19 protein-coding genes and 5 pseudogenes are annotated in these 24,890 nt (G+C 60.9%); 11 read left to right on the top strand and 13 right to left on the bottom strand.

What is annotated here, in order from left to right; all coding sequences use genetic code 11:
* Nucleotides 1–140: 140 nt before the first annotated feature.
* Nucleotides 141–503 (top strand): hypothetical protein, encoded by a 363-nt coding sequence (locus QN222_RS18680; protein ID WP_283964922.1) that lies wholly within the window; start codon nucleotides 141–143, stop codon nucleotides 501–503.
* A gap of 303 nt (nucleotides 504–806) precedes the next feature.
* On the opposite strand, the gene QN222_RS18675 is transcribed toward QN222_RS18680, so the two are convergent.
* Both QN222_RS18675 and QN222_RS18670 read right to left on the bottom strand, forming a co-directional pair.
* The gene (locus tag QN222_RS18675; RefSeq protein WP_283964923.1) at nucleotides 807–1,286 is read right to left on the bottom strand and encodes a hypothetical protein; all 480 of its coding nucleotides are present in this window, start codon (nucleotides 1,284–1,286) and stop codon (nucleotides 807–809) included.
* A 62-nt stretch (nucleotides 1,287–1,348) separates the two neighbouring features.
* The gene (locus QN222_RS18670) at nucleotides 1,349–1,576 is read right to left on the bottom strand and encodes a hypothetical protein (RefSeq protein ID WP_283964924.1); all 228 of its coding nucleotides are present in this window, start codon (nucleotides 1,574–1,576) and stop codon (nucleotides 1,349–1,351) included.
* A 765-nt stretch (nucleotides 1,577–2,341) separates the two neighbouring features.
* Here QN222_RS18670 and QN222_RS18665 point away from each other — a divergent pair.
* Nucleotides 2,342–2,941 (top strand): NYN domain-containing protein, encoded by a 600-nt coding sequence (locus QN222_RS18665; RefSeq protein ID WP_283964925.1) that lies wholly within the window; start codon nucleotides 2,342–2,344, stop codon nucleotides 2,939–2,941.
* Nucleotides 2,942–2,986: 45 nt separating this feature from the next.
* Here QN222_RS18665 and QN222_RS18660 read toward each other — a convergent pair.
* Nucleotides 2,987–3,144 (bottom strand): annotated as a pseudogene (locus QN222_RS18660) (3-oxoacyl-ACP reductase); the annotation flags it as partial.
* Nucleotides 3,145–3,162: 18 nt separating this feature from the next.
* Here QN222_RS18660 and QN222_RS18655 point away from each other — a divergent pair.
* Nucleotides 3,163–3,783: pseudogene (locus QN222_RS18655) on the top strand (LysR substrate-binding domain-containing protein).
* A gap of 90 nt (nucleotides 3,784–3,873) precedes the next feature.
* Here QN222_RS18655 and QN222_RS18650 read toward each other — a convergent pair.
* Nucleotides 3,874–4,788, bottom strand: a complete 915-nt coding sequence (locus QN222_RS18650) for a LysR family transcriptional regulator (protein ID WP_283964926.1) — start codon at nucleotides 4,786–4,788, stop codon at nucleotides 3,874–3,876.
* A 122-nt stretch (nucleotides 4,789–4,910) separates the two neighbouring features.
* Here QN222_RS18650 and QN222_RS18645 point away from each other — a divergent pair.
* The 5 genes and pseudogenes from QN222_RS18645 (at nucleotide 4,911) to QN222_RS18625 (ending at nucleotide 10,342) form a co-directional block, all read left to right on the top strand.
* Nucleotides 4,911–5,881 (top strand): annotated as a pseudogene (locus QN222_RS18645) (tripartite tricarboxylate transporter substrate-binding protein).
* A 56-nt stretch (nucleotides 5,882–5,937) separates the two neighbouring features.
* Entirely contained in the window at nucleotides 5,938–6,390 is a 453-nt protein-coding gene (locus tag QN222_RS18640) for a tripartite tricarboxylate transporter TctB family protein (protein WP_283964927.1), read from the top strand.
* Nucleotides 6,391–6,393: 3 nt separating this feature from the next.
* Nucleotides 6,394–7,899 carry a tripartite tricarboxylate transporter permease gene (locus QN222_RS18635; RefSeq protein WP_283964928.1) on the top strand — a complete coding sequence of 502 codons (1,506 nt, stop codon included), beginning with the start codon at nucleotides 6,394–6,396 and terminating at the stop codon, nucleotides 7,897–7,899.
* 19 nt (nucleotides 7,900–7,918) lie between these two features.
* Nucleotides 7,919–9,004 carry a tartrate dehydrogenase gene (locus QN222_RS18630; RefSeq protein WP_283964929.1) on the top strand — a complete coding sequence of 362 codons (1,086 nt, stop codon included), beginning with the start codon at nucleotides 7,919–7,921 and terminating at the stop codon, nucleotides 9,002–9,004.
* Between the two features lie 60 nt (nucleotides 9,005–9,064).
* Nucleotides 9,065–10,342 (top strand): glycerate kinase, encoded by a 1,278-nt coding sequence (locus tag QN222_RS18625; protein WP_283964930.1) that lies wholly within the window; start codon nucleotides 9,065–9,067, stop codon nucleotides 10,340–10,342.
* Nucleotides 10,343–10,373: 31 nt separating this feature from the next.
* Here QN222_RS18625 and QN222_RS18620 read toward each other — a convergent pair.
* A pseudogene (locus QN222_RS18620) lies at nucleotides 10,374–10,493 on the bottom strand (alcohol dehydrogenase catalytic domain-containing protein); the annotation flags it as partial.
* A 316-nt stretch (nucleotides 10,494–10,809) separates the two neighbouring features.
* Here QN222_RS18620 and QN222_RS18615 point away from each other — a divergent pair.
* A pseudogene (locus QN222_RS18615) lies at nucleotides 10,810–11,174 on the top strand (protease); the annotation flags it as partial.
* Between the two features lie 95 nt (nucleotides 11,175–11,269).
* Here the strand turns inward: QN222_RS18615 and QN222_RS18610 are convergent.
* The 3 genes from QN222_RS18610 to QN222_RS18600 form a co-directional block, all read right to left on the bottom strand.
* On the bottom strand, nucleotides 11,270–11,521 hold the full coding sequence (locus tag QN222_RS18610; RefSeq protein ID WP_284005543.1) for a hypothetical protein: 252 nt from the start codon (nucleotides 11,519–11,521) through the stop codon (nucleotides 11,270–11,272).
* 455 nt (nucleotides 11,522–11,976) lie between these two features.
* Complete coding sequence (panD, locus tag QN222_RS18605) at nucleotides 11,977–12,429, bottom strand: aspartate 1-decarboxylase (RefSeq protein WP_283964933.1); 453 nt, start codon at nucleotides 12,427–12,429, stop codon at nucleotides 11,977–11,979.
* Nucleotides 12,430–13,282: 853 nt separating this feature from the next.
* Nucleotides 13,283–13,738 carry a transposase gene (locus tag QN222_RS18600; protein WP_283964934.1) on the bottom strand — a complete coding sequence of 152 codons (456 nt, stop codon included), beginning with the start codon at nucleotides 13,736–13,738 and terminating at the stop codon, nucleotides 13,283–13,285.
* A gap of 738 nt (nucleotides 13,739–14,476) precedes the next feature.
* Between QN222_RS18600 and QN222_RS18595 the strand changes: the two genes are divergently transcribed.
* Nucleotides 14,477–14,686 (top strand): hypothetical protein, encoded by a 210-nt coding sequence (locus tag QN222_RS18595; RefSeq protein ID WP_283964935.1) that lies wholly within the window; start codon nucleotides 14,477–14,479, stop codon nucleotides 14,684–14,686.
* Between the two features lie 156 nt (nucleotides 14,687–14,842).
* Here QN222_RS18595 and QN222_RS18590 read toward each other — a convergent pair whose 3' ends face one another.
* Together QN222_RS18590 and QN222_RS18585 are read right to left on the bottom strand one after the other, a co-directional pair.
* The gene (locus QN222_RS18590) at nucleotides 14,843–15,445 is read right to left on the bottom strand and encodes a hypothetical protein (protein WP_283964936.1); all 603 of its coding nucleotides are present in this window, start codon (nucleotides 15,443–15,445) and stop codon (nucleotides 14,843–14,845) included.
* A 139-nt stretch (nucleotides 15,446–15,584) separates the two neighbouring features.
* Nucleotides 15,585–16,562 (bottom strand): 3'-5' exonuclease, encoded by a 978-nt coding sequence (locus QN222_RS18585; RefSeq protein WP_283964937.1) that lies wholly within the window; start codon nucleotides 16,560–16,562, stop codon nucleotides 15,585–15,587.
* Between the two features lie 235 nt (nucleotides 16,563–16,797).
* Here QN222_RS18585 and QN222_RS18580 point away from each other — a divergent pair, with 235 nt between their 5' ends.
* Nucleotides 16,798–17,256, top strand: coding sequence for a MucR family transcriptional regulator (locus QN222_RS18580; protein ID WP_283964938.1), 459 nt, complete (start codon nucleotides 16,798–16,800; stop codon nucleotides 17,254–17,256).
* 55 nt (nucleotides 17,257–17,311) lie between these two features.
* Here QN222_RS18580 and QN222_RS18575 read toward each other — a convergent pair whose 3' ends face one another.
* Genes QN222_RS18575 through QN222_RS18565 form a run of 3 tightly spaced genes read right to left on the bottom strand, consistent with a single transcriptional unit; the run spans nucleotide 17,312 to nucleotide 24,884 of the window.
* Nucleotides 17,312–20,197 carry a hypothetical protein gene (locus QN222_RS18575; protein ID WP_284005542.1) on the bottom strand — a complete coding sequence of 962 codons (2,886 nt, stop codon included), beginning with the start codon at nucleotides 20,195–20,197 and terminating at the stop codon, nucleotides 17,312–17,314.
* 17 nt (nucleotides 20,198–20,214) lie between these two features.
* Nucleotides 20,215–22,017 (bottom strand): GMC oxidoreductase, encoded by a 1,803-nt coding sequence (locus QN222_RS18570; protein WP_284005541.1) that lies wholly within the window; start codon nucleotides 22,015–22,017, stop codon nucleotides 20,215–20,217.
* A gap of 2 nt (nucleotides 22,018–22,019) precedes the next feature.
* Complete coding sequence (locus QN222_RS18565) at nucleotides 22,020–24,884, bottom strand: cytochrome c (RefSeq protein WP_284005540.1); 2,865 nt, start codon at nucleotides 24,882–24,884, stop codon at nucleotides 22,020–22,022.
* Nucleotides 24,885–24,890 lie beyond the last annotated feature (6 nt).

Below are 24,890 nucleotides of genomic sequence, written 5' to 3'. Positions count from 1 at the left end.
TATTCTGGGCTGCGGGAATCTGCAGATACGTCGCCGACCAGCGTTTTGATATAATTTTGGGTCAGCACCAAGGGCGGAAATCTTCTCGTTACACTAAGAGTCAGTGCGACGATTTCGGGGATCCATGCGTTAATGAGCGCATGGGACATGAACTCGATGACGCGGTAATCAAGACGGCCTTGATGGAGGTGGACGACGATCTGCGAGGCACGTTGCTTACTAATCGGCCGTTGGCAACGTCGGCGGTCGCCATTCACGTTTCGCTGCGCCTTGCACGCTTTTATCGGTTCCGGCACCCCTTCGGAAGGGTGAGCTTGGACCATCTTGTCCAAGAGATCATCGATGGCATCTGGGAAGTTCCGGCTACGGCGATCGCCAAGTTTGCAGGCGCCGATGCGACGCTGCGCGCTTGCGCGACGGATGTCATGGCCGGGGAGGTCTACAAGGCGCTGCGGGCCGCCTTCGATGTCGAGATTGTAAGGAATCCTCATGGCGGCGGCTGATGGCGAAACGTTGAAGCGGTCGACTGACACTCCTCCGACAGACCCGACGCGGGCGCGCATCGATGTATACGAAATCCTGGCATAAACGCTATTCAACGAAAAAGTCCCGCACAAGAGCGCAAGTTTCGCTGGAAATCCCGCAGCAGAAACGCCGGCGCCTTCGGTCTCAAGTCCGGCTTCCGCCAGGAGGGAATTGCGCACCGCCGGGCGGGCTTCAAGCAGTCCTTGTGCGGTTGACCAGTGCCTTTTTACGACTGGCCATCGTGATCTGTCGATGATCCCCCGCCCCAGCGCATTCGATCCTCAGCCTCGAGCGTGGGCCGCCCTAGCCGCAGCAGTCGGCGCGTCGCGCCCGTGCAAGATCTTCCCTATCTTCAGCGACAACTCATCGAGCGTTGCCATAACTCGATTCACTTGCGACAGCGTGGCGGTCATTTCCGGTCCGTATCTTGTGACGAGATACTCCCTGCTGGATGACACGGTCGCCAAGTGCTGTTCTGTGCGCTGTCGCAAGAGGAGGCCTGCATCAATCGCCATTCTCGCTCGTTCGCTGATATCGTGCTGAAGGCCGCGAAGGGCCTTGGAGTCGTACCCTTTTGTGAGCAGATATGCGTTCAGGTGCAGCTCAATCGAGTGGAGCGCCAGAAGCCGACGGGGAGCGTGGGATAACTGCTTACCCCGTGGCGCATGTTCGCCAAGCAATTTAGCGGCCATCCTGTAATGCCCTGCCAACTCAAGAATGTCATCAACGCTCGCTGTGTCTCCAGGATACGCTAAATCCACGAACGATCTCCTCTCCCCACGCGCGGCGAGCGAGAGGCAGGGTCGCACAGCATTGGTTACAGTCAAGGCTTAGGGACGCCGTCCAAAGGGGCTACTGAAGCCCCGTGTAGCCTTTTTTCGTCATCTATGGCTCGATCGATTGCCTCGATGCTCATCTGAAATTCAATCACGCCCTTTGCAGTTGCTACGATTTCCCCTGGTTCCCTATTACTGGCAACCGCGCGTCGACGCTCGACCAACTCCCGGCGCAATCTCAACAGGTTATCGATGTGTTCCTTGCTTGTCGCCATGTCATCTCTCCCAACACGGTATAGATTGGCATCTCACGAGCAGTAGCCAACATTGGCCGGTCAATATTCTCACCTGAGGAACGGTTCGCCTTGGTCAACGGCCACAAAAAAGTCCGCGCGATGGCGGGCAAGATTGGCATCCTGTTGGTTCAAGATGCGGGGAAGCACGGGGGGCCAGTCGTCACTCTCCGGCATCGTTATCGGCGGAAGCCCTCCAGTCCACAAATCTTAGCCGAGGCGGCCGAAAGCCGACTCCACCAACCTGCAAGCGTGTCAGCTGCTTCTAGGAGGGCATCGTCGACGTCAGAGTCTTCCATGTCACAAGATCGGATCGGAGGCTTGGGCACCTTTCTCGTACCACGGTAGAGGTGGCTTGCCACTTCTATGGAGAGCTCTGGCTTGACCATGAGCGTTGCTACCTCTCTCGCTTTCCATTTCGCTATTTCACCTCGTTCGGCCAACGTCGCCAACCAATCAATCGCCATGTTTACCTCGATGAGCAGTGGTCGTAAGCGTGACAGCACAAGCCGCCGAGTCCAGCCGGCCCGCAGTGGTCAGCGTGTCCGCTTCGTGGCGGCTCGGATCAACTCCGCGATGAGTTAGGTGGTGAGATTTCATGGATTAAATCACTGCTGTGCAGTCCGAGACGGTATATTGCACGCATCCCCTCAATTTCACCGATAGACGTGCAACCATATTTCCCGAAAGGATGTCCAACGTCGCGTGCGCTGGCTGAGAACTGAGGCTGAGGGTTACGGAGCCGAGATGTTCGATTCCCGAGAGAAAATCGCTCTATTCATTGATGGCGCCAATCTTTATGCCGCATCGAAGGGCTTGGGCTTTGATGTCGATTACCGCAAGTTACTGAGTGCATTTCAAAAGCGCGCGTATGTTTTGCGGGCTTATTATTATACGGCTCTCATAGACGATCCGGAGTTTTCCTCCATCCGTCCCTTGGTCGACTGGCTCGACTATAACGGCTATACCGTCATCACGAAAACGGCGAAGGAGTTCACCGACTCTCTCGGTCGGCGCAAGATCAAGGGCAACATGGACCTTGAACTGACGATAGACGCGCTAGAACAAAGCCAGATTGCGGACCACCTTGTCATCTTCTCTGGCGACGGCGATTTCACAAGACTTGTAGAAGCATTGCAGCGCAGGGGACGCAAGGTTTCGGTGGTCTCCACCGTAGCCACTCAGCCGCCTATGGCCGCAGACGAACTTCGTCGTCAAGCGGACCACTTCATCGAACTTGCGACCCTGCGAAGCGAGATTGATCGTCACGCCGATGCCAGAGATACGGCACCGGCCCACGAGGTCACGAAGGCCAGCAAGCCGGCGTTTGTCAGGTTGCGGAGCTGACGCATGGATACTGCGAGTTGTTCTGCCGCCTGCGCGGTGAGGGCGGCTATCGATCCACCCCGGCAGGACGTTGTTCATCCGGATGTTCTTTGCCGCATAGGTATCCGCGAAGATCTTCGTGAAGCTCGCCAGCCACGCCCGGAAGACCGAGTGGGGAACATCGCAGAGGGCTCGAAAGCCCAGGCCGTCGAGATGTTGACTATGGCGCCGCCGCCGAGGAGCTGGGTGTCACGCAGGGGGCTGTTGCGCAGCAGGTTCGCGCGCTGGAAGATCAATTTGGCCTCATGTTGGTTTCAGCGCTTTCCCCGTGGCCTCGCTCTGACTCGCAGGGGCTGCCTATCTTGTGGATGTGACCCGTGCCTTCGATACGCTTGGCGAGGCGACCGGACGGCTTCTCGCGGTGCGCCTGACCCGCCAGCCTTTTCCGGCGACACTGGAAGCAAGGCTGCTGTTCCGTCAGGAATTCGTCGCGGTCGCAAGTCCACACTTGGTCAAGGGCCTGCCCCTTCCTCTGACCGCCGAGCAGCTTCGGAAGCTCTCGCTCCTACATGACGCACACAGCCACTGGCCGGTATTCCTGGGATCCCACGAGAAGCTGCCCGGCGCAGCGTTCAACCATACGACCCTGGCTCTGAAAGCTGCCCTGGCCGGCCAGGGTGTCGCTTTGGCGTGTCGGGCTTTCGTGGCGGCTGATCTTGAGGCCGGGCGGCTGGTACAGGTGACGGATGCGACGACGATCATCGAACCCGACTATTTTCTTGTCCCGCAAACGATCATCATCGCCTCGAAAGACCGTAGACGCGGTATGGGACTGGTGTGCGGAGCGACTGTCGCTCACGTAGCCTCAGAAGCAATTGAGCCAAAGCTGCCATTCAAGCAAGATGAACGGCAAGTCGCTAACAAACTCCGTGTTTGCGAATGATCGCATCAATCTAAAGTGCCGACCCGGAGCGCCGACTCCGAGCCTCTTCCCAGAAATGCTCGGCAAGCTTTGAAAGCTTGCGCCTCGGCCTCAGCAGGATCACGGTCACTGGTATTCGCCACTCATCGCCACCGACTACACTCAGACCACCGGATGGCGCCAGATCGTCCTTGAGGATGCTTTCGGGCGACCAGGCGATTCCCATCCCTTCAAGAGCGAGTTTCCTGAGAACGACCGCCAGATGAGACGTGAATACAGTCGTCGCATGCAGCTCTCCGTAGTTCGGCAAAGCAGCCGAAATAATGCGCCCCATGCCCGAGCGATCGTCGAAGCTCAAGAGCGGAACAGGATCCTCACGGTCCATCGTGAGCCGGTGAACTGGCAATCCGTCGGGACCTCGCTTGGCGATCGGAACGAGCGCGTCGGTTCCAACAGGCTCGAACAGGAATTCGTCCGCATCCAGTCGGATCTCCGTCTGCGGGTGGTAATGGCAAAGCAGGAACTGCGCGCGCTCGTCGCGCATCATGCGCTCGCAAGCGACCATGTTGTCGGCCAGAAGATGGATCGGGATCTGAATTGCCTCCGGGCCAAGCGAGCGGATCCAGTCCGGAAAGAAGGTGAAGGAGAGCGCATGCGTCGATGCGATCGTCAGCGTGTTCGCTTCCGACAGGATGTCGTCGATTTCCCGTCTGGCGCGGTCGAGACGATGGACCACGTCCTTGGCTGCGGCAAGCATGATCTCGCCGGCGGGCGTGAGTCTTATCCTATGTGTCTTACGGTCGAAGAGTTCAATACCGCACCAGTCCTCAAGCGATCGGATTCGTCGGCCAAACGCCGGCTGCGTAACGTTGCGTTGAGCCGCAGCGCGCGAGAAGTTCAACTCCTCCGCAAGGGCCTCAAGGTCCTCCAGCCATCTCAGATCCATGCTCTCTCCGGCACTGATCAGTGCAATATCGGCATTAGACAAGCCCAGTTTAGCGTGAAAAAACGAGTGCCGTAAGTCAATTTCGGCATTATTTGCAATTCGTGGCTTTGGGAGGAGTTCCGATGAAGTTACTGGCTACACTCGCCGCATCTATCGCGTTCTGCGCAACGACCGCCTTTGCGCAGGAAGACTACCCGTCAAGAACGATCACCTTGTTGGTACCGTTCGCCGCCGGAGGGCCGACCGACACCATCGCCCGCCTGACGGCGGACGCGATGTCGAAGTCGCTCGGCCAACAGATCGTCGTCGAAAATGCCGTCGGTGCTGGCGGGACCATCGCCACCCGCCGCGCCACTGACGCGGAGCCCGACGGCTACACGCTGCTTATTCACCACGTCGGGATCTCGACCGCGCCCACACTTTACAGGAAGCTGCCGTTCGATACGCTCAAGGACCTCCAGACGATCGGCCTTGTCAGCGATGCGGCGATGACGGTAATCGCTCGCACCGATTTTCCGGCTCAAAGTTTTCCGGACCTCGTCAAATACGTGAAGGAGAAGAAAGACGAGGTTACGTTCGCGAATTCCGGCCTCGGAGCGGCATCCCATCTCTGCGGCACGCTGTTCATGAGCGCCATCGATGCGCAACTGACGACGGTTGCCTACAAGGGCAATGGCCCGATCATGACCGATCTTATCGGCAAGCAGATCGATATGACCTGCGACCAGGTGACGAACACGCTCGGACCGATCAAGCAGGACCAGGTCAAGGCCTATGTGATCACGAGCCCGGAGCGCTCGAAGGACCGCCCGATCTTGTGACGGCGCGTGAAGCTGGCTTCCCGCAATTCGAGCTCAGCGTCTGGCATGGTCTCTATGCTCCCGCCGGTGTTCCCGAGGAGGTCGTGACGAAGCTCTCCGGCGCGCTGCAGGCGGCCATGGAAGACGCGACGCTGAAGGAGCGGTTCGTGCAGATCGCCACGGTTCCGGCGAGCAAGGACCAGGCGACGCCGGCAGCTCTTCGCACCAAGCTTGAATCCGAAACCAACCGCTGGGGGCCGATCCTCAAGGCCGCGGGCCAGTTTGCCGACTAAAGCGTCGGCGCCCCGAGCGCGACCGGCGTTCGGGGCACACGGGATAGGCACTTGTCATGGATATCAAGAACATCGCCGCATCGGGCGTGCTGTTGGCCGTCGGCCTTGCGTTTGCATCGTCGGCCCTGACCTCCTTGGAAATCGGAACGGCCTTCAGGATGGGCCCGGGCTACTTTCCGCTAATCCTGTCGGGCACCATCGTAGCGCTCGGGCTTCTGATTGGCATCAGGGCATTTGCGACCGATGTGCCTTTTCATAAGCACGTTGCGCCGGTCCGCGCGGTGGCTTTCATCCTTCTCGCTCCGATCCTGTTTGGGCTTACGGTCCGCGGCCTCGGCTTCATACCGGCGGTGGCATTGACGGCCCTGACAGCTGCGGGGGCAACCGACCTGAGGTACCCGGTCAGAATGATCGCGATTGCGGTCAGCATCACGATCTTCTGCACCATTGTCTTCCATTATGGATTGGGTCTGCCGGTGCGTCTGCTCGGGCCCTGGGTAGGGGCATAGAAGATGGATCTCCTGAACAACCTTGCACTGGGGCTGGGGGCGGCGCTTACGCCCTATAACGTCCTCTTCTGTTTCATCGGGACGTTGCTCGGCACATTGGTGGGGGTGCTCCCGGGGATTGGGCCGACGGCAACCATAGCAATGCTGCTTCCAATTACGCTGTCGCTGTCGCCCGAGACATCGCTGATCATGTTGGCGGGCATCTATTACGGTGCGCAGTATGGCGGGTCGACGACGGCGATCCTCATCAATCTGCCCGGCGAGTCATCCTCGGCGGTCACGGCGATCGACGGCTACCAGATGGCGCGCCAGGGTCGCGCCGGAGCGGCACTCGCGACAGCCGCAATCAGTTCCTTCATTGCTGGGACGATCGCTACCGTCTTTGTTGCCGCTCTTGCGCCGCCTTTGACTTCTGTTGCTCTTCAATTCGGGCCGGCCGAATATTTCTCGCTGATGGTTCTCGGCTTGATGGCCGCCGTCGTCCTGGCGCACGGCTCGGTCCTGAAGACAATCGCGATGATTGCCATGGGCCTCGTGTTCGGACTGGTTGGCACCGACATCAACTCCGGGTCGATGCGGTTCACGATGGACTTCTCGGAACTTGCGGACGGCCTAAACTTCGTCGCCGTGGCAGTGGGCTTGTTCGGGATCGCCGAGATCCTGCGCAACCTCGAGGCGACGACCGAGCGCAGCACCGTCGTCAAGAAAGTGCACGGCTTGATGCCGATCAAAGAGGACCTGAAGGCGATGCTGGCCCCGGCGTTGCGCGGCACGGCGCTTGGATCGGCGCTCGGCATTCTTCCCGGCGGCGGCGCGATCCTGGCGGCCTTTGCCTCTTATGCGGTCGAGAAGAAGATATCCAAGTCGCCTGAGCGGTTCGGCAACGGCGCGATCGAGGGCGTCGCCGGGCCAGAGGCGGCCAACAACGCCGGCGCGCAGACCTCCTTCATTCCGATGCTGACGCTCGGGGTTCCTGCCAATCCGGTGATGGCCTTGATGATTGGCGCGATGATCATCCAGGGCATCGTTCCGGGGCCTCAGGTCGCCACCTCCGAGCCGGCGCTATTCTGGGGCGTGATCGTCTCGATGTGGGTCGGAAACCTGCTGCTGGTGATCCTGAACCTCCCGTTGATCGGCGTGTGGGTTCGGCTTCTGACAGTCCCCTATTCCGTCCTGTTCCCGGCGATCCTCGCCTTTGCATCGATCGGCGTTTACAGCGTCAATTCAAACACCTTCGATCTTTACGTGATGGCAGCCTTCGGACTGTTTGGCTACGCGCTCAGCAAGCTCGATTTCGAGCCTGCACCAATGCTGCTCGGCTTCGTGCTTGGGCCACTGCTCGAAGAACATCTTCGTCGCGCGATGGTGATCTCGCATGGCGATCCATCCGTCTTCGCAACCCGCCCCATCAGCGCCACGCTGCTGATCCTGGCCGTCCTTGTAACCGCAATCGCTTTCGTTCCCTCCATCGCCAAGAAGCGTGAGGAGGTCTTTGTAGAGGATGACTGATAAAATGAATGGAGACGCAATGTCCGGACGCTACACCAACCGGGTCCACCGGATTGCAGTCATCGCCGGCGACGGAATCGGCAAGGAAGTCGTGCCGGAGGGCTTGAGGGTCCTCGAGGGCGCATCGAAGAAGTTCGGTTTTGAGCTGCAGCTCGATGAGTTCGACTTCGCCTCGTGCGACTATTACATCAAGCACAAGCGCATGATGCCCGAAGACTGGAAGGAGCGGATCGGCAGCCACGACGCCATCTTCTTCGGCGCGGTCGGCTGGCCGGAGCTTGTGCCCGACCACATCTCGCTGTGGGGGTCGCTCATCCAGTTCCGGCGGGAATTCGACCAATATGTCAGCCTGCGTCCGGTGCGCCTGATGCCGGGCGTCGAAGCGCCTCTGGTCGGGCGCAAGCCAGGCGACATCGATTTCTACGTGGTGCGGGAGAATACCGAAGGCGAATATTCGTCCATTGGTGGGCGGATCTTCCCGGGGACCGAGCGCGAAACAGTGCTTCAGGAGACGGTGATGACGCGGACCGGCGTGGACCGGATCCTGAAGTTCGCCTTCGATCTGGCGCAATCGCGGCCGCGCAAGCGCCTGACCTCTGCCACGAAATCGAATGGCATCTCGATTTCGATGCCCTACTGGGATGAGCGTGTCGTGGAGATGGCGAGACGCTATCCCGACGTCATCTGGGACAAATACCACATCGATATTCTCTGCGCCCATTTCGTGCTCAACCCGGATCGCTTCGACGTCGTTGTCGCATCGAACCTGTTCGGCGATATCCTATCCGACCTTGGACCCGCCTGCACGGGCACGATCGGCATTGCGCCTTCGGGCAACATCAATCCAGAACGCAAATTCCCGTCGCTGTTCGAGCCCGTCCACGGATCGGCGCCTGATATTGCCGGTCAGGGCATCGCCAACCCGGTGGGCCAGATCTGGTCGGCGGCGATGATGCTGGAGCATCTCGGCGAGACGGAGGCGAGCTTGAGCGTGATGCAGGCGATCGAGTATGCCTTGGCTGATCCGGCTCTGCGCACAAGAGATCTCGGTGGGCGTGCGAATACGATTGAGGCGGGGCGAGCGATCGCCGAGGCGTTGTCGTGACATTGGGGCGGAGCCACGCCTACACCCCGTCAGAGCTAAATCCATCACGGTCACCCCTTAATGTCGATATCATCCTCCTCAACTGAAGAAGAGATCAGGTCGCTGCTCGTCCGAATGTTTCGTGCGGCGGTGGCGAGCGCCGACCCCGCAAAGGTCGTCGGCTTTCTGCCCGGCAAGCCGAAGGGGCGGTGCATTGTCGTCGGGGCAGGAAAGGCATCGGCCGCCATGGCGGCGGCGGTCGATGCCGCTTGGCCCGATGTTGAGCTGTCCGGCGTGGCCGTGACGCGATACGGCCATGCTGTGCCGGCCGGTCGTATCGAGATCATCGAGGCTTCACATCCCGTGCCCGATGCAATGAGTGTGGAGGCTGGCCGCCGGGCTCTGTCGGCGGTTCAAACTCTTGGAGCCGAAGATCTCGTCATTGCCCTTTTTTCCGGGGGCGGCTCGTCGCTGCTCGTGGCGCCTGCCGGCGACCTGACGCTTGAGGACAAGCAAGAGGTCAATCGGCGCCTGTTGGCGAGTGGCGCGAGCATCTCCGAAATGAACACCGTCCGGAAGCATCTTTCGAGGGTGAAAGGTGGCAAGCTCGCTCGTGCCGCTCACCCCGCGCGTGTGATGACTTTTGTCATCTCCGACGTTCCCGGAGACGACCCTGCCATAATTGCGTCCGGTCCTACCATCTCGGACAACACCACCCTTGCCGATGCACGAGAGATCCTCGGTCGGTATTCCATCCCACTGTCGCCGCGGCTCCGCACCTTTGTGAACGGCAAAGATCAGTTGGCCGAGGCGACACCGTTCTCAAGCGAGGTCCATATGATCGCAACTCCGTTGATGGCCTTGGATGCAGCGGCTGAGATCGCGCGGCAGGCAGGCTTTATCCCGCTCCTTCTTGGTGATGCGCTCGAGGGAGAGGCGCGAGAGATGGGGAAGGTGTTGGGGGGGATTGCAGCGTCCGTTCGGAACAAAGGCGCTCCTGTTCAACCGCCTGCAGTTCTTCTTTCTGGCGGCGAGGGCACCGTAACCTTGCACTCGAAATCTGACGGAAGGGGTGGACGAAACACCGAATTCTCGTTGGCCTTGGGAGCCGCGCTGCAAGGCATGCCGAACACCTATGCGATCGCTGCCGACACCGATGGCATCGACGGTGTGGAGGATGCGGCTGGCGCGGTGATCACACCTTCCACGCTTTCCCGGGGGATGAGCGCGGGTCTCGATGCGCATGACGCGCTCGCGAGGCATGACAGTTACACTTACTTCAAGACTATTGGGGACCTCCTCGTAACTGGCCCGACACTGACCAATGTGAACGACTTCCGCGCAATCGTTATCGTCTAAGGCGCTGGTTCGCTGCGGCCGGGTCTGGCGCGAGGTTCGAGCGTTGCGACAGGCAGGTTTTGCACTGCCGGCATTCCAGCGTGTAGAGGGGGATAGCATGATCGCCGGGCTTCAGCGTCGTGACACCAGCCCCCACGTCACGCACGATGCCCACGCATGACTTCGGCAAGCTGCTCGCTTCCCGCGAAGCCTTTCCTCAGGATACCGACCAGCAAGCGCTTCGCTGTGCTCCCCTTCTCCGCTTTCGTCACAAAAAGGCGAGCAGCGCCGTTCCCCTCGCACCGAAGCCTCCGTCCGGCGGCAGAACCGGTCTGCATGGTCTAGGCCACCTGGTCTGGCCTCCTCCCCGCATCAGGCCGAATTAAGATGTCAACGGAGACGAGCTATAAGCGCAGCTGCGTTTCAGACCTCGGCACGGCGGATTCGAGGTGCTGACCTGATTTCAGCGTCTATAGCCCGGGAAAACGATGCCTGCGGCGACGACTAACGCCTATATCAACGGTCTGCTTGGCGACTGGAAATGGGCGGTCAAGGACCTCACCTTCAGATTTCCAACCAGCGCTTCGTTCTACGGCTTCGGTTATGGCAATGGAGAGCCACTAAATGGCTTTGCGGTGTTGAACGCCGCTCAGCAAGCCGCCACGCGCGCTGCACTTGATCAGTTCTCCTCCGTCGCCAACGTGACATTCACGGAAATCACGGAGAGCGCTACCACGCACGCTGATCTCCGCTCCGGCTTGCATCGTCGAACGCTTCAAACATCGCCTGGGCCTATTTCCCTTCGGCTGCGGCAGAAGGCGGCGACGCCTGGTTTAACAGCTCATCTGGCTACGTCTTGAGCAGCGTCGCCGGACAGGTGCTGGCAAACCGGACTCGAAATCCAGGCTGCACGTAATCCTGCAACGGTGATGCCCGCGACAGCCGAGATCAGTACCTGCCCCCGTTGGGGTCAGACTGGCAAGTTTCAGGGCGAACGGCAAGAAGCATCCAATAGGCTTCGGCGAGCATGCTGGCATCATCCACAGCGACAGCGCAGCTGTGCGCGGTCGCAAGCTTCCGCCTTTGCTCGATTGTAAGGCGATAGGAGAATCCGGCCGCTAAAACCGGCTCTTCGCAGGCGGCGATCAAATAGGCGGAGAAGTCTCCCGTTCCAGTCACCCCAATTGTCGGCTTCTTCATGTGGCTCCAATCTCGAATGCTCTATGTTTCTTGAACGGCACCATGTTCATGCCGGCGTCAGCCCGCGCATGCGTTCGGCGCTCGGACGAGTAGGAAGGTGGGTCGACCAAACTCGACCGAGAGGTACCCCCAGAAGCCTGCCAGGTAGGCAAGCCTGCTCTTAAGAAGGATAGCGCACGTCCGTTTACAAGCCGGATGGCTTGGCTAAGCCCAGGCGGGCTTTGCCCGTCGTCGGAGAGTACATCCGTCCGGACGTGTAACCCAGGACGTCGATCTCGCCTCCGGCACCTTGCAGATGCGTGTCTTATCCTCGTTCACCGTCAGCTTCAATTTGCCCATGGTCGCGCGTAGGTATTGGAGCGCCGCTTCCGCATTGCCCCTCCTGCACAGCATCACGAGGTCGTCAGCATACCCGGCATCGGCGAAGAAATTTATTTCCGCACGCCATCAGCTTATCATGTGCCGGACACCAGCAGCGGCACGGGCAGAGCAGTGTGCGCCTGATCGAAGATATCGAAGGTGTATCGCCCGTCCTGATCGACACTGACCGAGTAGCTCAACCGGTCGCGGATGCTATTGTTTTGGTCGAACGTCAGCACTTTCGGTTTCAGCGAAGTGATCTGGCTTTCGTCGAGATAAACCGAGTTGCAAATGATGATCTGGTCACCGGGCTGACAGGTGCGCGCTGCGGCCCCGTTGAGGATGCAGCACCTTGAGCCGCGTTCACCAAGGATGACGTAAGTGGAGATCCGAGCCCCGGAATTCTTGTTCCAGATCTCAACAAACTCCATCGGCAGAATGCCGGCTTCCTCGCAATGATCCGGGTCCAGCGTGATTGACCCATGATAGTTGAGGTTTGCCTCGGTCACGTAGATGCCATGCAGTTTGCCTGCGACCAGCTTTCGCATATTCCCTCACCGTCACTTTCGTCATCGCTTTATTAGAGCAAGACTCACCGAACCGGAAGGTCTTGATGTTCGCAGAATCAGGTTTGGTTCACGAACAGAGAGTGAGCCATTTCTCGAGAAACACCGCCGACGGAAGTATCCTCAAGCTGTCACATAGGGTAGCCACGCGTCCACCTGCGGCGACCCACATTGCTGATGTTGTTGTTGGCTGCGATGCCTGCTGACTGTCCTGCACTTGCGCAACAGTTTCGGTGGCCAGGCAATCGGACTCATGCTGCTTCGCCACTTCAATTTCCGTACTGTCGGCCGACGCCAGCGCTGCTTGGTCAGCAATGCCATCGCCTGCGGGGTTGGTCGCAGGACCCGCAGTCATGGGACCGGTTGGAGCGGCGCCATCTGCTTCAGGCGTTCCGGGTGCGTCATCTGACTTGAACAGATGCGGTTGTCTTTTACTTCGCGGGCCGACGCCCTGAGGTCGGTGTCCCCCAGATCGAGTTCGCCCGCGTCTTTGGCTGTCGCCGCCCGACTTGAACTCGACAACGAAACTCCGCTGTGGCGGTTTCATATACTCTCTCGATCTCAAGCAAGCTGTAAAAGAACACCGCCGATCGGCGCCATTGCATTCTGCCGGCGGACAAATACAGCTCCTTCCCCTGCGCTTCAACTGGCCGGGCACGCGAGGCGCACCTGGTCGCTCGCGCAACCAACCATCTCGTCGGCGTTTTTTTGCGGGCAAAATTCGACATCAATGGCCGCCTCAATAGAGACATTGGAGGCGGCCCCAGATTTCTGCCATCGTGCCGGGACAGGCGGTCAAGACAAAGCTGACTACCTGCTCACTACCAAATCTGGATCAATCCCGCCCAAGTCTTTTGCGCAGTTCGGCATTTTCCGCGCGCAACTTTTCCGCCAGAAGCTTGCGGAGCCTCTGGTTTTCCTCTTCGAGTTGGACAAGATCTGCCAACTCATCGCTGGCCGGTACGGGCTTGGTGCTCTTAGTGTCCTTTCGCTCGACAGGCTTCGCAGCACCTTTCCAATGATAGTATGTTTGCTCTGATATGCCGGCGCTCTTGATTGCCTGCTTGAGCGTGCTGCCTTCGGTGACTTCCGTCTCGATCAGCTTGAGCTTCTCGCGTTTCTCTTGCTCGCTATACCCCCTGCGTTTAGGGGCCGGCGTCTTTGGTTGAGCTGGTTCGGAAGCCGCCTTCTGAGGCCGTGCCGACCTTCGCTTCTTAGCCGTTGGTGCTTTCATTTCTGCGTCCGTCGCTACAGCCGCAGCAATCGGTCCCGTGTTATTCTCATCAGCCATCAGCAATTCCCTCCTTTAGTCATCGCCTGTTTTCTGCTGAGTGCACCACAGAGTCAACACAACCGTCAGAGCCCTGCTTTACGGATCGTTGATATTGGGTTTCTGCCTGGAGCCGACGGCGTGAAAGGCCCCAGCTCTCACCTGAGATAATCTGCTCCCTGCTTACCGCTGTCCCCAATTTGACGATAGCGGCGGCCTGTACACGTTGGAGCAGGTTCGGCGCGAGGGCGAACGGTGTCGCAAGTATCATGCCGCAGGGCGCCCGGCTTCTAGAGATTGCGCCCGCCCGTCACGGCCAAGGGCGATCGTCATGCCTCAATTGCTTTGCTATCTCTACTTCCAGTTTTCTACGCTCACCGCTGGAGGCACAATATAGATCCCGCCGATCAATCCGTTAATAAATAATACTTAAAAAATTGACTCGACCGGAAAGTCGTTCTCTGGTTCTATCCAGACGTACTGTTTCCGAATTGCTTTCAAGAGCGTGGCAAATGGCATACGATTGGGATGGAAAGCGCACACGTCGACTTCAAATGCTCAGGTTCATGGGAGCTCTGGCCATACCTGCTCTCCTATTCGGCTCCGCCATTGCGGCACTGCAGTGGACCGACATGGATGGTCCGGGCCTAAAGACGGCTCACCGTCGATAGATCTCCAGCAAAGCTGCACCCTTTCAAATCAGACTGAAACGCAGGGGCACAAATAGTCTCCGTCGCGTCGGCTGGCGGAGGGAGGGCAATGATGAATTCAGTTCAAACCTTGAGTTTCGATCCAATTGGGCCTGACGAGTTGGAGATGATCGGGAAGGCCTTCCAAGACGAGCTGCAAAGGCGAGCTTTGTCACGCAAGTCTGAAGAGGCTGAAGCGCTCGCCGCAAAGCTGATCAACGCTTATCAAGCAGGAATTCGCGACGATCTGGGCTTGAGCATTGTCGCTGGGCTGTCCTGAGACGCAGCGTTCGCAGCGGCGAATGCACGCTGAGTGTATTCGATCGATGGCTGCCTGCTCAGCGGGCTCTTGAACTCATTCAATTGAGTGGCGGCGAGGGCTTTGCCGCGGAGCAAAGATGACGCAAGTGCGCGCTGATAGGGAGCGCGGCCAGGCTCACGAAACTTTAAATCGCTCGAGCATCTTCTTAAGCTGAACGTTCTGCAGGTGAAGCTTTTGAGCGAGTTGGGTCCTCAGCATTTTGATTTCTTCGTCCAGCATTGCCACTTCATGGAAGAACAAACCCCGTGAAGACGAGGGTTGTGCGCTTTGGTGATCCTTTGGGGCGACAGCGCTCTGCGCAGCCACGTGGGCGTCGACTCTCTTCCCACCTTCGCGGCGCTTGTTCCGCGATTTGCTTTGCGACTTTGTGCTAGCCGTGCTTTTCGAAACCAACGAATTCGCTTCGGCACCCGAATGGTCAGCTTCATGACGCGCAGGTGTTTCATCCTCTTCAGCATCGTTCGGCGGTTTTAATGCCTGCGCGACATCGTCATCACCTTTCGCCTTATCCGATGCGATCAACCCTTGCTCAACCGAGACGCCCTCATCGTGAGCAGGTGGGATGGCAACCATCGAATTGGGCGCAAGTGCGGACCTATGCTCCACTTCGCTCTCGAGAGCCTTGGGATCGGTGTCATTCCCGATCGAACTCTCTTGCGCCTTCGCCGATGGTCGCCGCGACGTCAATTGGGTAAGGAATTTCCACGGTGACTTCATGATGTTCCAACCTTGAGCAATCCGGACTGTGATCCTGCTGCAGCTGTTGCTTCCTCACACGTTTCGAGACGGCCCCACCATCGCGGTAACGAGCCTGCGCAACCTGCATGCCACGGCCTGCGCGGCAAGGCCATCCCAATCAAGCCTTGTACCGATCAAACGCCGTCAGCCTTTTAACCGGTGGGTCGGCCTCTTCCCACCGGTAGATCTCTGATCTTAGGAAAGTGAGCTCCGCGGCGAGCTGCTCCTCGTCGATTTCGATCCACCAGGACTTCGGATGGCCGTCGCTGCCATCCGACCAGCGGTATCCCCGAGCCTTCAAATGATCTTTCATGTCGAAGGGGCTGTGCTCGGCGAAGATGCGCACGCGCGAGCGCTGACTTGTCTTCAGAAGTTCCGCAAAACCGCTTGGCTCCGTCACCCCGTCAGCGCCGGCGAGCACCTTGAGCAGAGCGAAACAATCATCGACGGCGCGATGGCCGTCGTGGAAGTAGCCACTTTGACCAATCAGATAGCCGAGCTTGGTGCCCTCGAAACCACGCGCGGCCCAATCGACTTCCTTGACGGAACAAGCCCATGCCTTGTCGGAAAACATGCTTGAGAACGCCTCGCAGAACGGTCGATCGAAGCCGGCATTGTGGGCGATGACGAGGTCGGCCGGGTCGAGCAGCGCTCGAAGTAATCCGACATCGATCATCTGCCCGGCAACCATCTCGTCGGTAATTCCTGTGAGGCGGGTGATTTCAGGGGGGATCGGGACAGTTGGCTGCTGCAGGCCGCCGTAAACACCTGTGACGTCGCCGATTTGGCCCTCGTCGTTAAAGGTGAACGCGACTGCGCCGATTTCGATGATCTCGTCCTTGCTGTGGTCGAGGCCCGTCGTCTCGGTGTCAACGACCACGCCAATGCGAGGAAATCCCGGCCGCGGCGGATCGACGATCTGGCGGCCGACGAGCTTGCGAAGCACGCGATAGCTGCCGCTCTCCTCCAGAAGCCGGGCCATGCTCTCGTCATCGAGCCGCCTCCGCTCCCGCAGCTTCACGGGCGGTGGCAGCTTCAGAACGACGTCGTCGCCTGGCTCACGCGGCGAGGGAAACATGTCTAGCTGAGATGCCATCGACCTCCAGTGTCCTCGGGCTTCGGCAACAGTAGGGTGCGGATCATGCATCAGGATAGAAACCGAGGGAGACGCTGGCAATGCATGAGGTCGGCAGAACAGGACACACAAACCAAAATGCCCAGAAATCTGTTGAAAAAACACACCGCCCCAACGACATCGTCTTCGTTCCGACCGAAAATACCTGCACGTTGAGCGAAGCCGCCTGGTCGACAGCAAAACAAAGGAGACGATGTTGAGCGAATCGCATTCGAGCAATGAGGAGCGGAGGCTGGAGCTGACAAGCCGGATCGTCGCGGCTTATCTAAGCCACAATGTCGTTCCTACCGGCGATCTGACCAATCTTATCCAGCAGACGTATTCCTCGCTGAGCGGCAAGTCTGCGCGACACCGGGCTGACCCGGCCGTTGAGGAACAGCGCCCCGCCGTTCCGATCAAGAAGTCCGTAACGGCCGATTTCATCATCTGCCTGGAGGATGGTGAAAAGTTCAAATCATTGAGACGCCACCTGATGGCAAAGTACGGCCTCACGCCGGAGCAATACCGTGAGAAGTGGGGTCTTCCGGCCGACTACCCCATGATTGCTTCAAGCTACGCCCAACAACGCTCCGAGCTTGCGCGCGCGTCCGGGCTGGGCAAGAAACGGGTAGAACCAGAGCCAAAGCCGCATCCTGTCGCAAGAAGATCAGCCTGACGTTTTGGTGAGGCTGCCGACATAGTGGTGCTCGAACGTTACACGTTGATAATGGTCACGGCGCGTAGATTGCTCCACCGGAAGCCGGCCTTTCGCAGGAGGAGTCCGCCTGCGCCGCGGGCATCGAAAGCGCCCACAGCAACGCCTGCCAGCGCTGCTGGTGCGAGGGGACGTCCTCCCGTGCCCAGCCAACGACCTTTGCGGCATCCTTCGGATCATCGAAGACCGGCGCCGTGTTATCGTGCAGGGCGATGACGAGCTTCTTCACATCGTCGGCAGACAAGGTGACGCGATCGCCGGTTTTCGGGTCCGTGAAGGTCAGCGATCCGGGAAGAAGCCAATGGGTGCCGATGCCTCCGTTGCGCAGCACCGCGGGCATGGCGATTTCGTGGACGGTAATCGTCGAATTACGTCCGCAGTAGATGTCCTTGAGATCGGCCAGGAGTTCGCCTTCCAGCGCCAACCCGAGCTGACCGCCGGCGCCGAGCACGGAATTGAAACCGAAGCTTTCGACGTAGTGATCATCGGAAGCGGAGACGTCGGCGACGACGACGTGCAATGGCGCCAGCCTTGCCGCCGCCGGCGAGCGCCGCATCGTCTCTCGGACGGAAAAATAGAGGGTTATCGCACCGCGGTTTTCCACCGCGCCGCCGTCGGTCACCCAATACCGCCGCGCTGCCGATCCGGGCGCCGGCTGCACGTCGATGGCCGCATCCGGAAAGACCGGCGGGAAGTTGGCGCTGAGCGCGGCGGCGCGCGCGATCGAAAGACTGGCGTCGTTCAGGGTGACGATCTCCATTCCCTCGCCAGCGCTCGGGCTCGCCTCAGGCTTCCGCAGGTTCGTCAGCACCACGCGTCCCCCCGCGCCGGCTGCATTGCCTTCGGCCCGGCACTTCCGGGCCTGTTCCGGCAGCGGCAGACCGCCGTTCGCGCAGCGACCACTTGCGGCATCGAAGGAGCCGAGCATTGCCGTATTCAGAATGAGGCCGAAGGATGGATCCGCCATGACGCCGGCGCCCATGCGGCAGACGAAGGACTCGGCCAGGATGCTGCCGAGGCGGCTGCGCGCCGGCATCCATCCCACCACCGGCTCGTTACGGGAGAACGCCTCGCCGCAGGCAGCATTTCGCCAGCGCCAACGGCCGAAGACGATCCGCATGTCGCTGGCGCCGTCGAGCACGTACTCGATGAACGGCAAGGCCATCGTGTCGGAGAAGCGCTGCCATGCCGCTTCATCGGGCCGCCCCGGCCGGCGAAGTTCGTCTTCGTGCAGGGCGAAATAGGCGAGAGCGGCACTACCGCCGGAGACGCCGCTTGCGGCGACAACCTCGCAGATGCGCCCCTGTTTCGCCAGTCCGTGCAGAAGCGACGCGGTGTAGATTGCCGCGCGCGTGCCGCCGCCGGAGGCAACGACTGCGATCCGGGGCGTGTCCGGGCCGAGTGCCGGGCAGGCGCCGGCAGGCCCAGTTTCGGTTTGCAGCAGGGACAAGAGCTCGAGATCCGCCGGTGGCGCCCTATTGACGGCCATTTCCGGCGGCTGCACCGCGCCAAAGAGGCTCACCACCCATGGTATGCCGATCAGTGCGAACGCACATGCCCCGGTGATCGCGGGATAGACGAGGGCCGAACGTTGCAGGTTGCGGACGCTCGCCAGCGGATGAGACGTGTCGGTTCTCTCCGCAGACATGCGCTCAAGCTGGGTCCGAAACGCGGTGAGCACTTCCGCCGCGGTGAGGAATTGCAACGCTGGCCCCGAGGCCTCGTAGCTGTCCTCGTATTCGCCCGCGATCTTCAGCCGTCCCGCGCCATGCAAGGCGATGCTGCGTCCCGCGTCCTTGACCTTGCTGAGATCCGAACCGCCTTTGTAGGGGTAGGCAATGCTAAGCGGCGTGAACTCACTGCCTGTGCCCGCAAGCAGCCGGATCAGGCGTCGCGCCAAGAAGTGGTCGCTCCAGAAGGCGTAGTACCAGGCAACCGCATAGGCGAGCGCTACGTATTTCATGATGGTGGTGTTGCCGTAGCCGCTGCTGCCGGCGTTGAACAGATAGGTGATGTAGTGGACCTCCGCGAGGCGCAGCACGGCAACGACGATCACAAGCACACTGATCACGAATTGCGGGCCGACGAAGAAGAGCCGGCCAACCGTCTTCAAGACCTCCATCAGCCGATCGAAGAGAATTCCGAGGAAAAGGGCGAGCCAGGCCGTGGCGCCGACGATGATGAAGCCGGGCCAGAGGTAATGGTCCGGAACGAAGAGCACGAGAAGCGAGCCGGGCAACAGCAATTCAACCGGATGGCTGATCGGCGCGATGAAGAACGCCGAAGCGAGGGCCGCGAGGGGTCCCCTCCCCATGAAGTCGTAGCGATCCTTCGGCGCGAAGAGCTCGACGTTCGGGAGCGCGTGCGCAAGCGTGCCGTTCGTGCCCGTACGAAACAGAGCGCGGGCGATCGTCCACACCGCGCCGAGCGACACCGCCAGCATCGCTGCGACCGCAACACCCACATGCAGCCGCAGGGCCTGCGTATCGGTTCCGAAGGCTTCCGGCGGGGCAAGGACGACATGGATGGCCGCCAGCAGGACGAGGATGAATAGCTGCCCTGCGAGGAGATAGGCATGCAGCAGTCGACTGCGTTTAGCGAGGATATGAAGAAGAGCCAAAAGCCCCAGGCCGAAAACCAGCATCGCGACGTTCGCGACCTCGGTCCGCAACGTCGGCCCGAGCGCCATGGCGGTGATCAGCACAAGCCCGAGTGTCGGCACGTACCACGGGTAGCCGTCAGGTGCCAACCATGTCCAGAACCGGCCCCGCCCCGCGGGCATGGGCTGGTTCACCCGCGCGTCGAACCTTCGCCACCAGCGAACGAACCGCCTCACCCTGGCGCCGAGCCAGTTGTAAAGGCTGGCATCCGTCTCGTCGCTGTTCTTCAGGGGGCGCGTCATGGCCGACCTCCTATCGTTCAGGGCGCCGCATCCTCCAGGATGACGTCGGCCGCTTTCTCCGCAACCATGTAGACCGCGGTGGCGAGGAAGTAGCCGGGGATGCGCGGAAATACCGACGCGTCGACCACGCGCAATCCGCTGATGCCGTGGACGCGAAAGGCGCTGTCGACGACGCCGCCGAGGGCGCGCGGGCCGATCGCACAGGTGCCGCAGGCATGGTGTCCCCAGGCGTTGTCGCGCACGTAGGCGCGCAGCGCATCGTCGCTCGTGAGGTTGCGCCCGGGCTCCTCCTCGTCAGCGACCAGATCGTCCATGCCGTCGACAGCCTTGCGCACGAAGCGTATGCCTTCGACGACGGCGTCGAGATCGACGTTGTAATCGCCAGTACCTTCCTGGAAAGAGTGGAACTGGATCTCCGGCGCTATGCCTATGTGTGCGCCCCGCAGCCGGACGTATCCGCCCCGGTTCTGCGAATAGGCCTTGAGCACCACCCAGCTCAGGAAGTCCGGCGCGCGGATCCGCTCCGAATAGCCGCGATAATAGCCCCGGAAGTCAGCGAGCAGCGAGAAACAGTGGAGATCGGGCTGAGTCAGGTTTTCACGCGACTTCAAGGCCAGCGAGAACAACACGCCGTTACTCGTGTAGTTGCCGAGACGGAACCACCGCCACCAGCGATAATACCGATCATGACGGGTGTAGGTGGCGCCTTTCAGCATTTTCCACGGCCGTTTCACGCGATTGACGACCGAAACCTCGTAGCGGTCCTGCAGATTCCGGCCGACCCCCGGCAGCGGAGCGACAACCGCAATGCCGTGCGCATCCAAGTGCTGCGGGTCGCCGATGCCCGACAGCATCAGAATTTGCGGCGATGCAAAGGTGCCGGCAGCAACGATCACCTCGCGCCGCGCCCGGATCAGATACTGTTTGCCGTCCTCCGAGCGGCACCAGACGCCGACCGCCCTGCCCTCCTCGATCGCGACGCGGGTCACCGTCGCTTTCAGGCGAATTGTCAGACGATCGGGATGGCGCCTTTGCACGTCCAGCAGCCGCTCGCGCGGTCCTGAGCGAGCATGACGCCGGGTCGAAAGCGGCGTCAGGCGGACGCCGCAGGCGCCCGGATTCCACCACCGCCGGTCGTTGGGGTCGACTTCAGTCGTCTGCCAGCCGAGGCCCGGCCGGCGATAGCTGTCCGCCGCCGCTCTCACCGAATTGAGCAGCGCACGCCGCAAGGGCCGATCGATCAATGCTCTAAGCGGCAAGGAGCGCTCCGTCGTCATCCAGCCCCACCAGCCGTGACCGGTCGGATTGAGGCCGGTGACGAACGCAAGCCAGCGCCAGAGGAAGAAGCGATACCGGCACCGCTCGATTCGCTCGAAATAGGCCTGCATGCGCGAGGCCTTCCAGCTCTCGTCGCCGGTCAGTTCCCTGATATGGTTCCAGTCGGCGTCGTTCGGTCGCACGATGATCATCGCATGATGGGCGCTGCAGCCGCCGAGGCCGCTCGCCCGCGGGTAGAGAACCCCGTCTTCCTCGGCCGAATAACGCCAATCGCGACGCTGAAGATCGAGATCGGCATAGTGCCGGACCCAATAGTCCTTCGCCATGCCCGGGTGCTCGGATGCGAAGGCATGAAAGGCCGGGACGCGATAGGCGTCCGCGAGCGGCATGTCCTTGTCCTGGTCGAGGCTAGGGGCGAGCGGGTCCGAGCCGGCCTCCAGCACCAGGACGTCCCTGCCCTCCTCCGCCAGACGCGCCGCGACGACGGCGCCGCCGGCGCCGGCGCCTATGACGATGTAGTCGTGAACCGCTTGCTCGGGCATGATCAGAGCTGCTTCAGAAAGGCGGTCAGGGCCTCTTTGTCCGAACTGGACAGGTCGGCGCCGAACAGATGACCGCGATTGACCACGTAGTCCGGACATTTGCTCAGGCCCACCAACGCGTCGATCAGACCGGTTTCGCGGACAACTTGTTCCGCATGGGCCTGGACCGTCGGGTTGGAAAGCTCCTCGGGCGAGCATTGGCCGCCGAGCTTGGCAAAGGCGCCGATCAGCGTCGGGCTCGCCGAGATCAGGCGTTTGTAATGGGCGAGCATGTCGTCCTCGTCATTATCCGGAAGAAGCTTGGTGTTTGCGAGCGCATTCACCGGAAAGCCCTTCGGGAACGGCCCGAGATGAAGCGAACCGTCCGGACCGAACGCCCAGCCCGCCAATCGATTGAGCGGACCCGCGAAGCGGCGCACGCCATCCGGCATGTAGCCCGCCGGTACGATCAGGCAGGACGGCGCCGGTACCGGGCTACATCTATCGTACCTCCGCGCCGTCCTGCCTGATCGTACCGGCATGTAGCCCGCCGGTACGATCAGGCAGGACGGCGCGGAGGTACGATAGATGTAGCCCGGTACCGGCGCCGTCGTCATGTCATCGGTGCGGCGCGTTGCCGGTGACAGCAATTGCCGGATCGAGCGGTCGAACACGGCGAGCCGGTTCTCGACACAGGGCAGATAGGGATCGTTCGGATCGGCGGCCGGGCAGCTCGCGCCGTAGGCGGGCCCCGTCGCGCCATTGGCAGCGACGTCATATGTCCCCTGGTAATGGCTGTCCTCGTGGCCGAGCGAATTGTTGAGGAAGAAGGGGGCGGTCGACCAGAGGCTGACGAGCGACGGCGGCCGCAGATAACCCCTGCCGTTGCCGAGCGACTTCAGCGGCATGGTTGCGCCCGAAACCGGGTGATTGACGGCAAGCTCACGCGGGGGCGGCAAGGACTTGTAGGTCGAGGACGTGAAATTGTCCCAGATGTCGCCGGAAAGGCCATTGGTGGCAAGCGCGCTGCAGGCATTGGTGCCGACCACGTCGATCGGCACGCGCCGCTCGGTCGAGAGATAATTGCCGTCGAGGAACGTTTCACGCCCACTGGCATCACGCGCCGTGACGAGTTCGACCATGCCTTTCTTGAACTCGGCCGATTGCGCCCACGCCCAATAGCGATCCCAGCACTCGCGGTAGCGCGGTCCGGCCCCGCCGCCCGCGCAGATCCCCGCATCCACACCGGATTCGACGGGCGGCACGGGCTGCTTGCTCGAATGGCAAGCGGCACAGTTTTCCGCAAAAACCACCTTGCCGCGCTCCACCGCGCCAGGATCACGGGCGGCGAGATGGGCCGCGCCTCCGGGCGCATCGGCCAGCCGGTCGGCGCGGGCGGTGACGAGGAAGAAGATCGCCATGTCGGCGGTCATGTCCTCCGTCGCCCCCCAATAGGCGGAATTCTTCTGCGCGTCGGCGATGCGGATCGGCGATATCTTCTGACCGCCGAGGAACGGGCGGAAATGCAGGAGCCACTCCTCGCTGAATAGCCCGATGTTCAGATAGACGCGGTTCAGCGCACCTAGGGTCCCGACCGAGTCGGCACCGTCCTTCAGCACCCGCATCGAGGCGGCATCGCCGCTGCCTTCATCGTAAAGCGAACTGAAGGCGCTGGTCTGCGGGTAATCCTGGAACTGCTTGTTGTCCCGTTCGTCTCCCTCGAGCCGCTCCTGTCCCTCCCCCGCCGCAATCCGGAGCCGCGCAGCTACCTCATAGACCGCATTCATGGTCCGTGGATTGTTCATGTAGTCGGTGGAGACCAGCGAGGTGTCGAGCGATCCGGGAGGATTGGTGTGGAAGAGCTGGAACAGGAAGTTCCCTTCGTTCCGCGGGGACTCACCTGCCCTTTTGCGCGGCGCCGTGTTCCAGAAGAAGATGCGCTCCACCCAGAAATACTGCGCACCCGGATTTGAAGAAAGCTCGGTCCAGTTCGGTTTCTCTGGATCCTTTGGCGGATTGATCGGGCTCGGCCCGACATGACAGAAAGCGCAGGACATGCCGACGCGGTAGGGGCGCACGAGATCCTTGTCATTGTAATAGGTGGCATCGTTATAGTAGCGCACCGGGTCCCATTTCTTCGCGGCCTCCGCGTCGAAGTCGGGATTGGGGAAGAGGCGGAGCCCGACGACCCCGCTCGGCTTTCCGTAATAGGAGCCTGCCGGCATGGTCTCGCCCTTGAGCCATTCGCTCTTGCCACGCGCGCCGATGACCACCCCCGGATAGCGGGCGTCCGCGGCGGCGTTGCCGCCGAAGGGATCGCTCGTGCAGTCCTCGAGGCGTTCGTCGAGCCAGAGGCCGTGCTTGTCCGGTTCCTTTGCCTGACGGAAACAGGGTTCGTTGACGAGGCCGAGATAGCGCCAGCGGTTCCACCGACCATAGGCCTGTTTCGGAGGGGAAGAGATGAGCTTCAGGAGATCGAAGGAGCCAATCGCCGTGCGTGCCGCAAAATCCCAGAAACGGTCGTTGCCGCCGGTCCAGACGATCCAGGCGTTCTGACCGCGGATCGCAGCTTGGCGCACAACCTCGGGTTCGAGGCCGGTCGCCTTGGCGACTTGCCTGATCTCCGGCGGATAGTCGGCACCCGGCGCCGGCGGCAGGAGCAAGCCTTTGTCCATGGCGGCAAAGTAAGGCTCCGACGCCGCGCGAAAGTCGTTGCGGCTGAGGCCAGCGCGCTTGGCTTCGTCCTCGACGGTGCCGAACGCCGCTGCATCGGGTTCGACGAGCGCGCGCACGATCAGAACCGCGCCGACGACAGCCACCACGCCCAGCCCGACGACAGCCGTCACCGTATAGACCAAAAGGCGCTTGATTCGTTTCCTGAGCGTCATCGCTTG

Source organism: Sinorhizobium sp. 6-70, assembly GCF_030124375.1.
Lineage (GTDB): Bacteria > Pseudomonadota > Alphaproteobacteria > Rhizobiales > Rhizobiaceae > Sinorhizobium.
This window is presented reverse-complemented; position numbering and strand designations above follow the sequence as displayed.

Excerpts from the sequence above, each read along its gene's own strand:
- QN222_RS18680 (WP_283964922.1), top strand. The coding sequence starts at position 141 with ATGGGACATGAACTCGATGACGCGGTAATCAAGACGGCCTTGATGGAG.
- QN222_RS18670 (WP_283964924.1), bottom strand. The coding sequence starts at position 1,576 with ATGGCGACAAGCAAGGAACACATCGATAACCTGTTGAGATTGCGCCGG.
- QN222_RS18665 (WP_283964925.1), top strand. The coding sequence starts at position 2,342 with ATGTTCGATTCCCGAGAGAAAATCGCTCTATTCATTGATGGCGCCAAT.
- QN222_RS18650 (WP_283964926.1), bottom strand. The coding sequence starts at position 4,788 with ATGGATCTGAGATGGCTGGAGGACCTTGAGGCCCTTGCGGAGGAGTTG.
- QN222_RS18640 (WP_283964927.1), top strand. The coding sequence starts at position 5,938 with ATGGATATCAAGAACATCGCCGCATCGGGCGTGCTGTTGGCCGTCGGC.
- QN222_RS18635 (WP_283964928.1), top strand. The coding sequence starts at position 6,394 with ATGGATCTCCTGAACAACCTTGCACTGGGGCTGGGGGCGGCGCTTACG.
- QN222_RS18630 (WP_283964929.1), top strand. The coding sequence starts at position 7,919 with ATGTCCGGACGCTACACCAACCGGGTCCACCGGATTGCAGTCATCGCC.
- QN222_RS18625 (WP_283964930.1), top strand. The coding sequence starts at position 9,065 with ATGTCGATATCATCCTCCTCAACTGAAGAAGAGATCAGGTCGCTGCTC.
- QN222_RS18610 (WP_284005543.1), bottom strand. The coding sequence starts at position 11,521 with ATGAAGAAGCCGACAATTGGGGTGACTGGAACGGGAGACTTCTCCGCC.
- panD (WP_283964933.1), bottom strand. The coding sequence starts at position 12,429 with ATGCGAAAGCTGGTCGCAGGCAAACTGCATGGCATCTACGTGACCGAG.
- QN222_RS18600 (WP_283964934.1), bottom strand. The coding sequence starts at position 13,738 with ATGGCTGATGAGAATAACACGGGACCGATTGCTGCGGCTGTAGCGACG.
- QN222_RS18595 (WP_283964935.1), top strand. The coding sequence starts at position 14,477 with ATGATGAATTCAGTTCAAACCTTGAGTTTCGATCCAATTGGGCCTGAC.
- QN222_RS18590 (WP_283964936.1), bottom strand. The coding sequence starts at position 15,445 with ATGAAGTCACCGTGGAAATTCCTTACCCAATTGACGTCGCGGCGACCA.
- QN222_RS18585 (WP_283964937.1), bottom strand. The coding sequence starts at position 16,562 with ATGGCATCTCAGCTAGACATGTTTCCCTCGCCGCGTGAGCCAGGCGAC.
- QN222_RS18575 (WP_284005542.1), bottom strand. The coding sequence starts at position 20,197 with ATGACGCGCCCCCTGAAGAACAGCGACGAGACGGATGCCAGCCTTTAC.
- QN222_RS18570 (WP_284005541.1), bottom strand. The coding sequence starts at position 22,017 with ATGCCCGAGCAAGCGGTTCACGACTACATCGTCATAGGCGCCGGCGCC.
- QN222_RS18565 (WP_284005540.1), bottom strand. The coding sequence starts at position 24,884 with ATGACGCTCAGGAAACGAATCAAGCGCCTTTTGGTCTATACGGTGACG.